Raw genomic sequence first — 12,720 nt, 5'->3', positions numbered from 1 at the left:
CGGAAAGGTTCGAATCTGGTGCTGGTGATCAAGTCCGATCTGGTGGCGGCGATGGTCGCCCACGCCCGCGCCGATCACCCCGACGAAGCCTGCGGCGTCATCGCCGGGCCCGAGGGCTCCGACCGCCCCGAGCGCTTCATCGCGATGACCAACGCCGAGCGGTCGCCCACCTTCTACCGGTTCGATTCCGGGGAGCAGCTGAAGGTGTGGCGCGAGATGGACGCCGCCGACGAGGAGCCGGTGGTCATCTATCACTCGCACACCGCCACCGAGGCCTACCCCAGCCGCACCGACATCTCCTACGCGTCCGAGCCGAACGCGCACTACGTGCTGATCTCCACCCGCGATCCGGAGCAGCACGAGCTGCGCAGCTACCGGATCCGCGACGGCGTGGTCACCGAGGAGCCGGTCCGCGTCGTCGACGATTACGACACCGTCACCGACGACCACGACACCGTCACGCCCGGCGCCTGAGCCGGTTTCGTCCCCGAGCATCACCGAACGAGCAACTCCGAGGAGAACCCATGTCGGTAACCGTGTCCATCCCGACCATCATGCGCGGCCTCACCGGCGGCGAGAAGCGCGTCCAGGCCGAGGGCGCGACGCTGTCGGCGCTCATCGAGAACCTCGACGCCAACCACCCCGGCTTGGCCGAGCGGCTGCTCAAGGACGGCAAGCTCAACCGCTTCGTCAACATCTATGTCGACGACGAGGACGTCCGCTTCGCCGGCGGGCTCGCCGCCGAGGTGCCCGAGGGCGCCAGCGTGACCATCCTGCCCGCGGTGGCGGGCGGCGCCCCGGATCTGCGCTGAATCCGTGGCACGCTACGAATCGCTGATCGCCACCCTCGGTGACACGCCGCTGGTCGGCCTGCGCACCCTGTCGCCGAAATGGGACGGCGACGACCACGTGCGGCTGTGGGCGAAGCTGGAGGACCGCAATCCCACCGGGTCGGTCAAGGACCGGCCCGCGCTGCGGATGATCGAGCAGGCCGAGGCCGAGGGGCGGCTGCGCCCCGGCTGCACCATCCTCGAGCCGACCAGCGGCAACACCGGTATCTCGCTGGCGATGGCGGCCAAGCTCAAGGGTTATCAGCTGGTCTGCGTGATGCCGGAGAACACCTCCGTGGAACGCCGTCAGCTGCTCACCATGTACGGCGCGCGCATCATCGATTCGCCGGCGGCGGGCGGTTCCAACCAGGCCGTCGCGCTGGCCAAGCAGATCGCCGCGGAGAACCCGGACTGGGTGATGCTGTACCAGTACGGCAACCCCGCCAACGCGCAGGCGCACTACGACACCACCGGACCCGAACTGCTCGCCGACCTGCCCGAGATCACCCACTTCGTGGCCGGGCTCGGCACCACCGGCACGCTGATGGGCACCGGCCGCTTCCTGCGGGAGCAGGTGCCCGGCATCGAGATCGTCGCGGCCGAGCCCCGCTACGGCGAGCTGGTGTACGGGCTGCGCAACATCGATGAGGGCTTCATCCCCGAGCTCTACGACGAGACCGTGCTCACCACCCGCTACTCGGTGGGGCCCTACGACGCGGTCAAGCGCACCCGCGAGCTGGTCGGTGAGGAGGGCATCTTCGCCGGGATCTCCACCGGTGCGATCCTGCACGCCGCGCTCGGCATCGGCCGCAAGGCGCTGCAGGCGGGCAGGCGCGCCGACATCGCGTTCATCGTCGCCGACGGCGGCTGGAAGTATTTGTCCACCGGCGCCTACGACGGCACGCTGGAGGACGCCGAGAGCAGGCTGGAAGGCCAGCTCTGGGCCTGAGCCGCCGGCGAGCCGGCGACGCCGTCGGCTCGCGACGCGCGAGCGTTCACGTGCTCATGGCGTCGTCCCAGGCGCGCACCACCCAGTTCTTCACCACGCCGTTCAGCACGAACGGGTCCGCACGCGCGAATTCCTCCGCCGCCTCCCTGGTGCGGAAGATCGCCATCGATCCCTCGGTCTGCGGATCGCCGAAGGTGCCGATCCCGAGCAGCGTGCCCGCCTCGGCGAAGGGCTGCCAGTGGGCCTGGTGGGCGGGGAAGTGTTGCATGGCCAGCGGCATCACGTCGTCGGCCGACTCGTAGAACAGGACGTAGCGCATGGGGGGATGCTACGAGCGGGTGCCGACATCGACCGGGCTTCTGGGCGAGCTGCCGGAAACGCCGGTTTCGGTACCCTCGAAGGCGTCGAGTCCGTCAGCCTCCGGGAGGTGGCCGTGTCCGGTGGTCCGGGTATGGGTGCGTCGTTCGATCCGGAACGCATCGCGGCACTGCGCGCGCGGGCGGACGGCGCGACGACCACCACGCCGTCGCGGTCGGGCCGGTTCGCGGGGGTGCGGCAGCTGTGGGCGCGGGCCGCGGTCCTGATCGCGGGGTTCGTCGCGCTGCTCTACGGCATCGAGGGCGTCGACAGTCTCGACGGCAAGGCCCAACTCGACGACGCCGGCATCCACCCCCGTGAGCTGGACGGCCTGTGGGGCATCCTGTGGGCGCCGGTGCTGCACCACGGCTGGGATCACCTGCTCGCCAACACGCTGCCGGTGCTGGTCCTCGGGTTTCTCGTGCTGATCGCGGGCATCCTGCGCGGGCTGGCGGCGACCGCGATCATCTGGGTGGTCGCCGGGCTGGGCACCTGGCTGACCGGTGGGAGCGGCACCGTGCACCTCGGCGCGTCCGCACTGGTGTTCGGCTGGCTCACCTTCCTGATCCTGCGCGGGTGGTTCGCCCGCAATCTCGGCCAGATCGTGCTGGGTCTGGTGGTGCTGGCCTGTTACGGCTCCCTGCTGTGGGGCGTGCTGCCCGGCCCCGACCGGATCTCTTGGCAGGGACATCTTTTCGGGGCGGTCGGCGGCGTGGTCGCGGCCAGGACGCTGGCCGGGCGCCGCCGCGGGGCCCAGGCCGGGCCACCGGCCGCCGCGCGGGTGTAAAGCCTTGGGCCGCGCCGCATTCGGGCTCGCGGGCATGGCCGGTGTGCCCGGTGGGTACCCTCGGGCAATGGACGTCGATGTTCGTGGCCGGGTGGTGGGGGGATGCGCGGCGCCCCAGCACGACCGGGAGGCCCGCGGGGATTTTCGGGGGATCGTTTCGTGAGCGAGATTTCGTCGTGGCAGCATGTGGGCATGCGCCTTACCGTCCTCGGGTGCTCGGGCAGTGTGTCCGGCCCGGACTCCCCAGCGTCGGGATACCTGCTCACCGGCCCGGACATGACACCGGTGGTCATCGACTTCGGTCCCGGGGTGCTCGGCGCGCTGCAGCGCTACGCCGATCCCGGTGAGGTCGACATCTTCCTCACCCACCTGCACGCCGATCACTGCCTCGATCTGCCCGGCCTGCTGGTGTGGCGGCGCTACCACCCGACCCCGCCGGTCGGGCGCGCGATCGTGCGCGGCCCCTCCGATTCGGCGCTGCGCATCGGCAACGCTTCGGCCGAGGTCGGCGGCGAATGCGACGACTGGTCCGACGTGATCGATCTGCGGCCCTGGCAGGAGGGCGAGACCGTCGAGTTCGGCCCCGGCCACACCATCGCCGCGCGCCGGATGTTCCACCCGCCGGAGTCCTACGGTCTGCGGATCACCACCAACGCCGGGCGCACCTTCGTCTACACCGGCGACACCGCCATGTGCGATGCGGTGCAGGAGCTGGCCCAGGGCGCCGACGTGCTGATGGCCGAGGCGTCCTGGACCCACGACCCGGCCAACCGGCCGCCCGGCATCCACCTGTCCGGCACCGAGGCGGGCCGCATCGCCGCCCGCGCCGGGGTCGGGGAGCTGCTGCTCACCCACATTCCGCCGTGGACCTCCCGGGAGGACGTGATCGCCGAGGCCAAGGCCGAGTTCACCGGCCCGGTGCACGCCGTCGCGCCCGGCGAGGTCTTCGATCTCTGAGCCGTCGCCGAGCGGCCTGCGCGCCACGCTCGGGTGGTGGGGGTTGCGCCGGAGACCGTCGCGGCACGTCGTTTAGGCTTGGCCCGTGTCGAGACGAGCCGATGGCAGGGCGGACGATGAGCTCCGCGAGGTAAGGATCACCCGTGGATTCACCACGCATCCAGCCGGTTCCGTGCTGGTCGAATTCGGGCAGACCCGGGTGATGTGCACCGCCAGCGTGACCGAAGGGGTGCCCGCCTGGCGGCGCGACTCCGGGCTGGGCTGGCTCACCGCCGAATACGCGATGTTGCCCGCGGCCACCCACACCCGCACCGGCCGTGAGTCGGTCAAGGGGCGCGTGGGCGGGCGCACCCAGGAGATCAGCAGGCTGGTCGGGCGCTCGTTGCGGGCCTGCATCGACCTGGCCGCGATCGGGGAGAACACCATCGCCATCGACTGCGATGTGCTGCAGGCCGACGGTGGCACCAGGACCGCCGCCATCACCGGTGCCTACGTGGCACTCGCCGACGCGGTCACCTGGCTGGGCGCGGCGGGGGCGCTGGCCGATCCACAGCCGATCTCGTGCGCCATCGCCGCGGTGAGCGTCGGCGTGGTGGACGGCCGGGTGCGGCTGGACCTGCCGTACGAGGAGGACTCGCGCGCCGAGGTCGACATGAACGTGGTCGCCACCGACACCGGCACCCTGGTCGAGATCCAGGGCACCGGCGAGGGCGCCACCTTCCCGCGGTCGACGCTGGACAAGCTGCTCGATGCCGCGCTGGCCGGCTGCGAGCAGTTGTTCGCGGTGCAGAAGGAGGCGCTGGCGCTGCCGTATCCGGGTGTGCTGCCCGAGCCCGCCGAACCGGCGAAACGGAAGTGACGATGGCGCGCGTCCTGGTCGCCAGCCGTAACGCCAAGAAGCTGGCCGAGTTGCGCCGCATCCTCGACGATGCCGGGGTGGCGGGGGTGCAGATCGTCGGACTCGACGACGTGCCGCCCTACGACGAGGCGCCCGAGACCGGCGCCACCTTCGAGGAGAACGCGCTCGCCAAGGCGCGCGACGGCGCCGCCGCGACCGGATTGCCCTGTGTCGCCGACGATTCCGGCCTCGCCGTGGACGCGCTCAACGGGATGCCCGGCGTGTTGTCGGCGCGCTGGTCGGGCACCCACGGCGACGACGCGGCCAACAACGCGCTGTTGCTCGCCCAGTTGCGCGACGTGCCCGACGAGCGCCGCGGCGCGCGCTTCGTCTCCGCGTGCGCGCTGGTGGTGCCCGGCGGTACCGAGACCGTGGTGCGCGGCGAATGGCCCGGGACGATCGGCCGGAAACCCGTGGGGGAGGGCGGTTTCGGGTACGACCCGCTGTTCGTGCCGGACGGCGGCGACGTCACCGCCGCCCAGCTGACACCCGCGGCCAAGGACGCGGCCTCGCACCGCGGCCGCGCCCTGCGCCACCTGCTTCCGGCCCTGGCCGCCCTCGCCGACCGAACGGACTGAGCGGATCGGTCGGGGGCGGACTCAGACGCCGAAGTCGCGCTTGACCTGTTTGGCGTTGGCGTGTTCGACGAAGAACGACAGCAGCGGAATGGTGCCGGCGAGCAGGGTGCCCACGGTGCGGCCCAGCGGCCAGCGCACCTTCAGCGCCAGGTCGGCGGTGAGGATCAGGTAGACGAAGTAGACCCAGCCGTGCACGATCGCGATCCAGCTCGGCGGGTCGGCGTCGAATCCGTACTTGGCGATCATCTCGCCGGTGAGTAGCAGCAGCCACAGACCGGTGAACCAGGCGAGCACCCGGTAGCGCAGCAGCGCGCTCTTGATCTTGGCCCGCCGGGCGGGGTCCACCGCGGACGCCGGGGCGGCCGGCCGGTCGACGGAGACGGTCTCGTTGTCGCCGGCGTTCACCCAGCGCTCCTCTCGGTCTTGCCGAGGTCGAGCCGGGCCGCGCGGACCTGCTCCTCGACATCGGCGGCGTGCAGTTCGGCCAGGTAGCGGTTGTACTCGGCGAGCACCGGATCCGCGGCGCGGGCGGCGGTGGGCCGCTCGGGCAGGATGCCCGCGGGAATCTCGCGCGGCCGGTCCTTGCGCGGCCGGCGGGTGGCGGCGGGTTCGGCGGGGGCCGGTCCCTCCGTCGACTCGCTCTCCAGCCGCACGAACCGGAAGTAGGCGAAGACCACGAACGCGGCGAACAGCGGCCACTGCAAGGCGTAGCCGAGGTTCTGGCCGGTGCCGCTGGCCGATTCGAACCGCTCCCACTGCCACCAGCCCAGGGCCAGGCAGATCACGGCGGCCACCAGCACGAGCGCGATCAGGGCCGGGCGGTTGTACGCCCGGTCCTTGCCGGCCGGGCGACGCGGTGAAGCGGACACGTCTACCACGGTACCCCGTCTACTACACGACACGTAGGCGGAGGTGGGTGCTCAGACGGGGTAGGTGACCCCGGTCATCCGCTCGGACTCGGCCCAGAGCCTGCGCATCAGTTCCGGGTTCTTCGACAGCCGCGTCGAGGGCGAGGGCTCCACCGGGCCCTGGCTCTGGAACAGCCGGTTCGGGCCCCAGTAGGTGCCGGGGTCGGCGTCGGGCATGGTCGCGGCGAACAGTGTCGAATGCGCGGCCTTGGCGGGCGGATGCCCGACGAGCCGGATGATCGGCTTGGCGATGCGGTCGAGCGGGGTCTCGGTGCGGGCGAACAGTTCGGTGGCCGAGACGCCCGGGTGCACCGCGTAGGAGCGCTTCGGTGAGCCCGCCTCGGCGAGGCGGCGCTGCAACTCCCGGGCGAACATCAGGTTGGCCAGCTTGGACTGCGCGTAGGCGAGATTGCGGTAGTAGCGGCGCCGCTCGTAGTTGAGGTCGTCGATCCACAGCTTGGGCGTCTGCCGGTGCGCGATGCTCGCCAGGGTGACCACCCGGTCGCGGATCTTGTCCAGCAGCAGGCCGGTGAGGGCGAAGTGCCCGAGATGGTTGACGCCGAACTGGGTCTCGAAGCCGTCCGCGGTGCGGGAGAACGGGATGTACATCAGGCCGGCGTTGTTGATCAGCACGTCGAACTCCTCGGCCCGCTCGGCGAACGCGCGCACCGAGGCGAGGTCGGCGAGGTCGAGTTCGGCGACGCGCACATCGCCGGGGATGCCGTCGGCGACCTGCTGCGCCTTGGCGACGTTGCGGCACGCCATGACGACGGTCGCGCCTTTGTCGGCCAGGACTTTCGTCGTCTCGGCGCCGAGGCCGCCGTTCGCGCCGGTGATCACGAACGTCCGGCCGGTCTGGTCCGGGATCTGGGTCGGGTTCCACGCCATGCGACAACCTTACTTTGGAGTAAGTTCCGGGGGAAGAGGCGATCGGGACCGGGCTTCGGTTCGCACGCTACGGGCTCGCGGCCGAAAATGCCGGGCGGCCGGGCGGGTTCGCTACGGTGGGGACGTGACGACCTCGGTGGGCAGGCAGTACGGCGGGCGGGCCGTGGCGGAGCGCAAGGCCGAGCGCCGGCTGCGCTTCCTCGACGCCGCCACCCGGCTGTTCGCCGAGCGCGGCTACACCGACTGCTCGCTGGCCGACATGTGCGCCGCCGCTGGACTGTCCAAACGACAGTTCTACGAGGAGTTCGAGACCAGGGAAGACGTGCTCGCGGCCGCCTACGACCGGATCCAGGACGCGGCGGCCGACGCGGTCGTGGGCGCACTGGCCGGGGTCGGCCGGGGTCGTGATCCGAACACCGCAGACCCGCATACCGCGCTCACCGCGGTGCTCACGGCCTACCTCGAGTCGATCGGCGCGGACCCGTTCCGGGCGAAGCTGGCCTTCATCGAGGTGGTCGGCGTCAGCGAGCGGATGGAGCGCCACCGCAGGCAGCGCAGGCACGCCTGGGCCCGGCTGCTGGAATCGGCGGTGGTGCCGAGGATCGTGCCGGGCGGCCGGGTCCGGGGCCGGTCCGGGCTGGCAGCGGCCGCGCTGATCGGCGCCATCAACGGACTCACCCACGAATGGCTGCTGTCGGACCCGCGCCCACCGGTGGACGATCTGGTGGCCCTGCTGGTGCCGGTGGCGGTCTCGCTGATCGAGACGTCCTGAGCCCGCGGCGGTTCGCCGCTGTGTCGCTGGCTGCCCGGTCCGCACGCATCCGCCCATACTGAGGTGATGAACGGTGCCGTTGCTGTCGCCGATGCGCCGGACCAGCCGATGAGCCGGGCGCGGATCAACGTCGTGTTCGGCACCATCGTGCTCGGCATGCTGATGGCCGCCCTCGACCAGACCATCGTCTCGACCGCGCTGCCGACCATCGTCGCCGATCTGGGCGGCGCCGGACACATGGCCTGGGTGGTGACGGCCTACCTGCTCGCCGAGGCGGTGGCCACCGCGCTGGCGGGCAAGCTCGGCGACCTGTTCGGCCGCAAGCTGGTCTTCCAGCTCAGCGGCCTGATCTTCATCGCGGGCTCGATGCTGGCCGGGCTGGCGAACGGAATGCTGCTGCTGATCCTGGCGCGCGGGGTGCAGGGGATCGGCGCGGGCGGGCTGATGGTGACCTCGATGGCGTTGATCGCCGACATCATCCCGCTGCGCGAACGCGGCAAGTACCAGGGTGCGCTCGGCGCCGTGTTCGGTGTCACCACGGTCGTCGGCCCGACCCTCGGCGGCCTGTTCACCGATCACGCGGGCTGGCGCTGGTGCTTCTACGTCAACGTGCCGCTGGCGATCCTGATGATCCTGGTCGCGGCGCGCACCATCCCGCGGGTGCGGGCCGCGGCCAGGCCGATCGTGGACTACGCCGGCATCGGGCTGGTGGCACTCGGGGTGTCCTGCCTGATCCTCGGCCTGGAATGGGGTGGGCAGGAGTACGCGTGGGGCTCCTGGCAGATCCTCGGGCTGTTCGCCGCGGCGGTGGTGTTGCTGGCGGGGTTCGTCGCCGTGGAATCGCGCGCCGCCGAGCCGATGCTGCCGATGCGGCTGTTCCGGTCCAACGTCTTCACCGTCTGCTCGATCCTGAGCTTCATCGTCGGCTTCGCCATGCTCGGCGCGATGACCTACCTGCCCGCGTATCTGCAGTACGTGGACGTATCTCGGCCACCATGTCCGGCGTGCGCACGCTGCCGCTGGTGGCGGGCCTGTTCCTCACCTCGATCATCTCCGGCCAGGTGGTCGGGCGGACCGGGCGCTACCGGTACTTCCCGATCGCGGGCACCGCGGTGATGGCGCTGGGTCTGCTGCTGATGTCGACGATGGGGCGCGAGACCAGCACCTGGCTGGAGTCGCTGTACATGCTGATCCTCGGCCTCGGGATCGGCCTGGCCATGCAGGTGCTGACCATCGTCGTGCAGAACACCGTGCCCTACGCCGACCTGGGCACGGCCACCTCGGGGGTCACCTTCTTCCGCACGCTGGGCAGCGCGTTCGGCACCGCGGTGTTCGGCACCCTCTACAGCAATCAGCTGACCCCGAACCTCACCGCGGCCCTCACCGAGGTGCGGGTGGTCTCGCCGGAGGCGGCGGCCGATCCGGAGACGTTGCGTGGCCTGCCCGCCGAGCAGGCGGTGCCGATCATCGACGCCTACGCGATGTCCATCGAGCACGTCTTCCGGTGGGTGGTGCCGGTGGCGCTGATCGGTTTCGTGGTGGCCTGGTTCCTGAAAGAGGTGCCGTTGCGCGACAGCGCGCGCACGGCGGCGGGGGAAGTGGGCGAGGGGTTTTCGGCGCCGCAGTCGGCCGATCGGGCCGATCTGCTCGAACGCACGGTCGCCGAGGCGCTGCGCCGGGCGCGGGCGCAGGGGCCGGTCACGCCCGCCATCCTCGCCGACGCGGGCGGTGGTATGGGCCGGGGCGAGGCGTGGGTGCTCGGGCAGATCGCCCTGCACACCCGGTTGCGTGGCGCGGCGCGGTTGTCGGCGATCGCGGCGGCGCACCGGCTGCCCGAGGAGGTGCTCGAACCGTTCTTCGCCCGGGTCGCGGCCGCGGGGCAGGTGGAGATCGGCGCCGACGAGGTGCGGCTGACCCCGGCCGGGGAGGCACAGATGGATCGGGTGCGCGCGGCCTGGCGGCGCTGGCTGCGCGAGCGCCTGCAACTCGCGGACGACGGCGATCCGCGCGACCGCGAACTGCTCGAGCAGGCGCTCGACGTGATCGCGAACAAGTTGCTCGACGAACAACTGCACGAACCCGAGGCGGTGGCGGTGCGCTGACGGCTTGCCGCCGAATACTCGCGCACGTATATTCGTCTGCGAGTAGGAGGTGTGATGCCCGCCAAGCGCAAAGTCGACAATCTGCTGGCGCTGGCGATCCTGTCGGTGATCGCCGAGCGGCCGATGCACCGATACGAGATCGCCTCGAAGTTGCGCGAGCGCGGCAAGGACCGCGACATGGACATCAAGTGGGGCTCGCTCTACACCGTCGTGCGCAACATGGTGAAGGCCGGATTCCTCGAGGAGGTCGGCAGCGAGCGCCAGGGCGGGCGGCCGGAGCGGGTGATCTACCGGATCACCCCGGCCGGGCAGGCCGAAATGACCGACTGGACAAAGGAATTGCTGGCCGAGCCGCGCGCCGAGCGCAGCGCCTACACAGCGGGACTCTCGGTGACCGCGCTGCTGCCACCGGACGAGGTGGCCGAATTGCTCGACGCCCGCATCACCGCGCTGGAGACGATCATCGCCGGGGTGCGCGCCGAACTCGACGCACTCGCCGGGACGCTGCCGCGGCTGTTCCTCATCGAGACCGAATACGGGCTGGCCATGCTGGAGGCCGAGGTGGCCTGGACGCGTGGCTGGCGCGCCGAACTGCTCGACGGCACCTTCCCCGACCTGGAGATGTGGCGCAACATCCACGCCGGGGGCTTCACCCCCGGTACCGCCGTGGCGGCGGTGGAAAGGGGGATGCACCAGTCCTCGTCGTGAGACCGCGGCGGTGATACCACCGCGATGAAACCCGGCCCGGCGGCGGTGCGGCAACACCGCCGCCGGGACCGGTGACCTTCTCGCACCGCGCACGTGCACGCACCCGGCCACGAGGTCGGCAACCACAGGATAGCCGGGGGTGTGGCGGGCGCGGTGATTCGCCGAACCCACCCCTGGAGGTACATCCATGTCCGCAATTCGTTCCGCGCTCGTCGTCGGCGGCGGCATCGCCGGACCGGTCGTCGCCACCGCCCTGCTCGAGGCCGGTATCGAGGCGCAGGTTCACGAGGCCTACCCCGGCCCGTCCGACGGCATCGGCAGCGGGCTCGCGCTCGCGCCCAACGGTGTGGCCGCGCTCGACCTGCTCGGCGCCGGAGATCGTGTACGCGCCATCGCCACGCCGGTCACCGGCATGATCCTGTCGGTCGGCGGCAGGCACCACCGGCTGCCGACGGTCGCCGACGAACCGCCGCTGCAGGTGGTCGATCGCGCCGAACTGCATCGGGTGCTGCACGAGCACGCCGTCGCCGCGGGCGTGCCGTTCCACTACGGCAAACGGCTGGTCGGCGCCGAGTGCGACGCGACGGGCGTGACCGCGCGCTTCGCCGACGGCAGCACCGCCACCGCCGACGTGCTCATCGGTGCCGACGGCGTCCGATCCACGGTCCGCGGGATCATCGACCCGGACGCGCCCGGCCCGGAGTACACCGGCCTGCTCGGCTTCGGAGCGACCATCGAGTGCGCGATCGACACTCCGGCCGACGCCATGGTCTTCGCCTACGGCAAACGCGCCTACTACCTGTACTGGTCCGACGGCGACGGCCGGGTCGGCTGGGGCGCCAATCTGCCGCACAAGCAGTACCTGTCGCTCACCGAGGCGCGTGCGGTGCCGGCCGAGCGCTGGCTGGCGATCCTGCGCGAGACCTACGGCGCCGACACCCCCGGTGGCGAACTGGCGCGGCGCACCCGCCCGGACCAGCTCGAGGTCGTCGGCGGCCTGCACATCATGCCGCCGGTGCCGCGCTGGTATCGCGACCGCATGGTGCTGGTCGGCGACGCGGTGCACGCGCCGTCCAACAGCTCCGGGCAGGGCGCCTCACTGGCCGTGGAGAGCGCGGTGCAGCTGGCCCGTTGCCTGCGTGACCTGCCCGATCCGGGCGCGGCCTTCGCCGCCTACGAACGGTTGCGGCGCACCCGGGTGGAGGGCATCGCCGCCCGCGCCGCGCGGATCAACCGCAGCAAGGCGCCCGGTCCGGTGGGCCGCGCGATGATGAACCTGCTGATGCCGCTGCTGGTCCGGACGGTCATGAAGCCGGACGAGAAGGTGGCCGGCGAGCGGAGCTACCGCATCGAGTGGGACGCACCCGTGCCGGGCGAACCGGAATCGGGCAGAGCCTGACGCCTCGGCCCCCACCGAGGGTGGGAAAACGCGCACCCTCGGAGGCGGGTGGGACAGCACTGGGGTTCCTGTCGCGGCGGGCGAGCCGGCGAGAGAGTGGAGACACCCCTCCGATCCACCCGTCGACTCGTCAGGAGCCCCTCATGCAGACCACGGCCGACACCCTGCTCATCCGCCCCGTCTCCCGGTCCGACGCCGCCGTCGCGGTGTCCACCCCCGAGGGCACGCTCACCCATCGCGAGCTCGACAGCTGGTCCAACCGGCTCGCGCGGGTGCTGCTGGGGATGGGCGCCGGGCCGGGCGTGGTCGTCGCCGTCGCCGTCGAGCCGCTGATCGAGGACATCGTCAGCCGCACCGCGATCGCCAAGACCGGCGCCACCGCCGTGCCCGCGGGTACCGAGGTGCCCGCACCCGCCTTCGGCATCACCACCGAGGACGCGCGCGGCGGCCTCGGTGACGGCATCGCCTGGCTGGTGCTCGACGACCGGTCCACCCTGCTGCGATACCTGACCGGTTCGGACGCGCCGCTCACCGACGCCGAGCTGCGCGGGCTCCGCCCGGCCTCCTGACGGGGCCGGGCGGCCCGC

15 protein-coding genes and 1 pseudogene are annotated in these 12,720 nt (G+C 71.5%); 12 read left to right on the top strand and 4 right to left on the bottom strand.

The window, feature by feature from the left end:
* The first annotated feature begins 18 nt into the window (after positions 1–18).
* Genes AMO33_RS14800 through AMO33_RS14790 form a run of 3 tightly spaced genes read left to right on the top strand, consistent with a single transcriptional unit; the run spans position 19 to position 1,779 of the window.
* Positions 19–474, top strand: coding sequence for a Mov34/MPN/PAD-1 family protein (locus tag AMO33_RS14800; RefSeq protein WP_060592981.1), 456 nt, complete (start codon positions 19–21; stop codon positions 472–474).
* A 50-nt stretch (positions 475–524) separates the two neighbouring features.
* Positions 525–812 carry a MoaD/ThiS family protein gene (locus AMO33_RS14795; protein WP_011207620.1) on the top strand — a complete coding sequence of 96 codons (288 nt, stop codon included), beginning with the start codon at positions 525–527 and terminating at the stop codon, positions 810–812.
* A gap of 4 nt (positions 813–816) precedes the next feature.
* Positions 817–1,779, top strand: coding sequence for a PLP-dependent cysteine synthase family protein (locus AMO33_RS14790; RefSeq protein WP_011207621.1), 963 nt, complete (start codon positions 817–819; stop codon positions 1,777–1,779).
* Between the two features lie 46 nt (positions 1,780–1,825).
* Here the strand turns inward: AMO33_RS14790 and AMO33_RS14785 are convergent, their stop codons facing one another.
* Positions 1,826–2,098: a YciI family protein gene (locus AMO33_RS14785; protein WP_011207622.1), complete on the bottom strand. Its 273-nt coding sequence runs from the start codon at positions 2,096–2,098 to the stop codon at positions 1,826–1,828.
* A 132-nt stretch (positions 2,099–2,230) separates the two neighbouring features.
* On the opposite strand from AMO33_RS14785, the gene AMO33_RS14780 reads away from it, so the two are divergent.
* The 4 genes from AMO33_RS14780 (at position 2,231) to rdgB (ending at position 5,356) form a co-directional block, all read left to right on the top strand.
* A complete protein-coding gene (locus AMO33_RS14780; RefSeq protein ID WP_170916128.1) occupies positions 2,231–2,923 on the top strand; it encodes a rhomboid family intramembrane serine protease in 693 nt (230 codons plus the stop codon).
* A 192-nt stretch (positions 2,924–3,115) separates the two neighbouring features.
* Positions 3,116–3,880, top strand: a complete 765-nt coding sequence (locus AMO33_RS14775) for a cyclic nucleotide-degrading phosphodiesterase (protein ID WP_076573656.1) — start codon at positions 3,116–3,118, stop codon at positions 3,878–3,880.
* A gap of 85 nt (positions 3,881–3,965) precedes the next feature.
* Positions 3,966–4,739, top strand: coding sequence for a ribonuclease PH (rph, locus tag AMO33_RS14770; RefSeq protein ID WP_060592980.1), 774 nt, complete (start codon positions 3,966–3,968; stop codon positions 4,737–4,739).
* Positions 4,740–4,741: 2 nt separating this feature from the next.
* The gene (rdgB, locus tag AMO33_RS14765; RefSeq protein ID WP_060592979.1) at positions 4,742–5,356 is read left to right on the top strand and encodes an RdgB/HAM1 family non-canonical purine NTP pyrophosphatase; all 615 of its coding nucleotides are present in this window, start codon (positions 4,742–4,744) and stop codon (positions 5,354–5,356) included.
* A gap of 21 nt (positions 5,357–5,377) precedes the next feature.
* On the opposite strand, the gene AMO33_RS14760 is transcribed toward rdgB, so the two are convergent.
* Genes AMO33_RS14760 through AMO33_RS14750 form a run of 3 tightly spaced genes read right to left on the bottom strand, consistent with a single transcriptional unit; the run spans position 5,378 to position 7,152 of the window.
* Positions 5,378–5,701, bottom strand: coding sequence for a DUF3817 domain-containing protein (locus AMO33_RS14760; protein WP_060593504.1), 324 nt, complete (start codon positions 5,699–5,701; stop codon positions 5,378–5,380).
* Positions 5,702–5,757: 56 nt separating this feature from the next.
* A complete protein-coding gene (locus tag AMO33_RS14755; RefSeq protein WP_086839971.1) occupies positions 5,758–6,234 on the bottom strand; it encodes a transcriptional regulator in 477 nt (158 codons plus the stop codon).
* 42 nt (positions 6,235–6,276) lie between these two features.
* Complete coding sequence (locus tag AMO33_RS14750; RefSeq protein ID WP_011207629.1) at positions 6,277–7,152, bottom strand: oxidoreductase; 876 nt, start codon at positions 7,150–7,152, stop codon at positions 6,277–6,279.
* Positions 7,153–7,276: 124 nt separating this feature from the next.
* Between AMO33_RS14750 and AMO33_RS14745 the strand changes: the two genes are divergently transcribed.
* The 5 genes and pseudogenes from AMO33_RS14745 (at position 7,277) to AMO33_RS14725 (ending at position 12,702) form a co-directional block, all read left to right on the top strand.
* A complete protein-coding gene (locus AMO33_RS14745) occupies positions 7,277–7,924 on the top strand; it encodes a TetR/AcrR family transcriptional regulator (RefSeq protein ID WP_060592977.1) in 648 nt (215 codons plus the stop codon).
* A gap of 66 nt (positions 7,925–7,990) precedes the next feature.
* Positions 7,991–10,026 (top strand): annotated as a pseudogene (locus tag AMO33_RS33015) (MDR family MFS transporter).
* Between the two features lie 54 nt (positions 10,027–10,080).
* Positions 10,081–10,734: a PadR family transcriptional regulator gene (locus AMO33_RS14735; RefSeq protein WP_041559898.1), complete on the top strand. Its 654-nt coding sequence runs from the start codon at positions 10,081–10,083 to the stop codon at positions 10,732–10,734.
* 187 nt (positions 10,735–10,921) lie between these two features.
* Positions 10,922–12,133: an FAD-dependent oxidoreductase gene (locus AMO33_RS14730; RefSeq protein ID WP_060592976.1), complete on the top strand. Its 1,212-nt coding sequence runs from the start codon at positions 10,922–10,924 to the stop codon at positions 12,131–12,133.
* Between the two features lie 143 nt (positions 12,134–12,276).
* Positions 12,277–12,702 carry an AMP-binding protein gene (locus AMO33_RS14725; protein WP_011207634.1) on the top strand — a complete coding sequence of 142 codons (426 nt, stop codon included), beginning with the start codon at positions 12,277–12,279 and terminating at the stop codon, positions 12,700–12,702.
* The last annotated feature ends 18 nt before the right edge of the window (positions 12,703–12,720 follow it).

Origin of the sequence: Nocardia farcinica (assembly GCF_001182745.1) — a bacterium.
In the GTDB taxonomy this organism is placed as follows: Bacteria; Actinomycetota; Actinomycetes; order Mycobacteriales; family Mycobacteriaceae; genus Nocardia; species Nocardia farcinica.
Note: the sequence above shows the minus strand (reverse complement) of the source record. Positions and strands in the feature narration are given on the sequence as shown.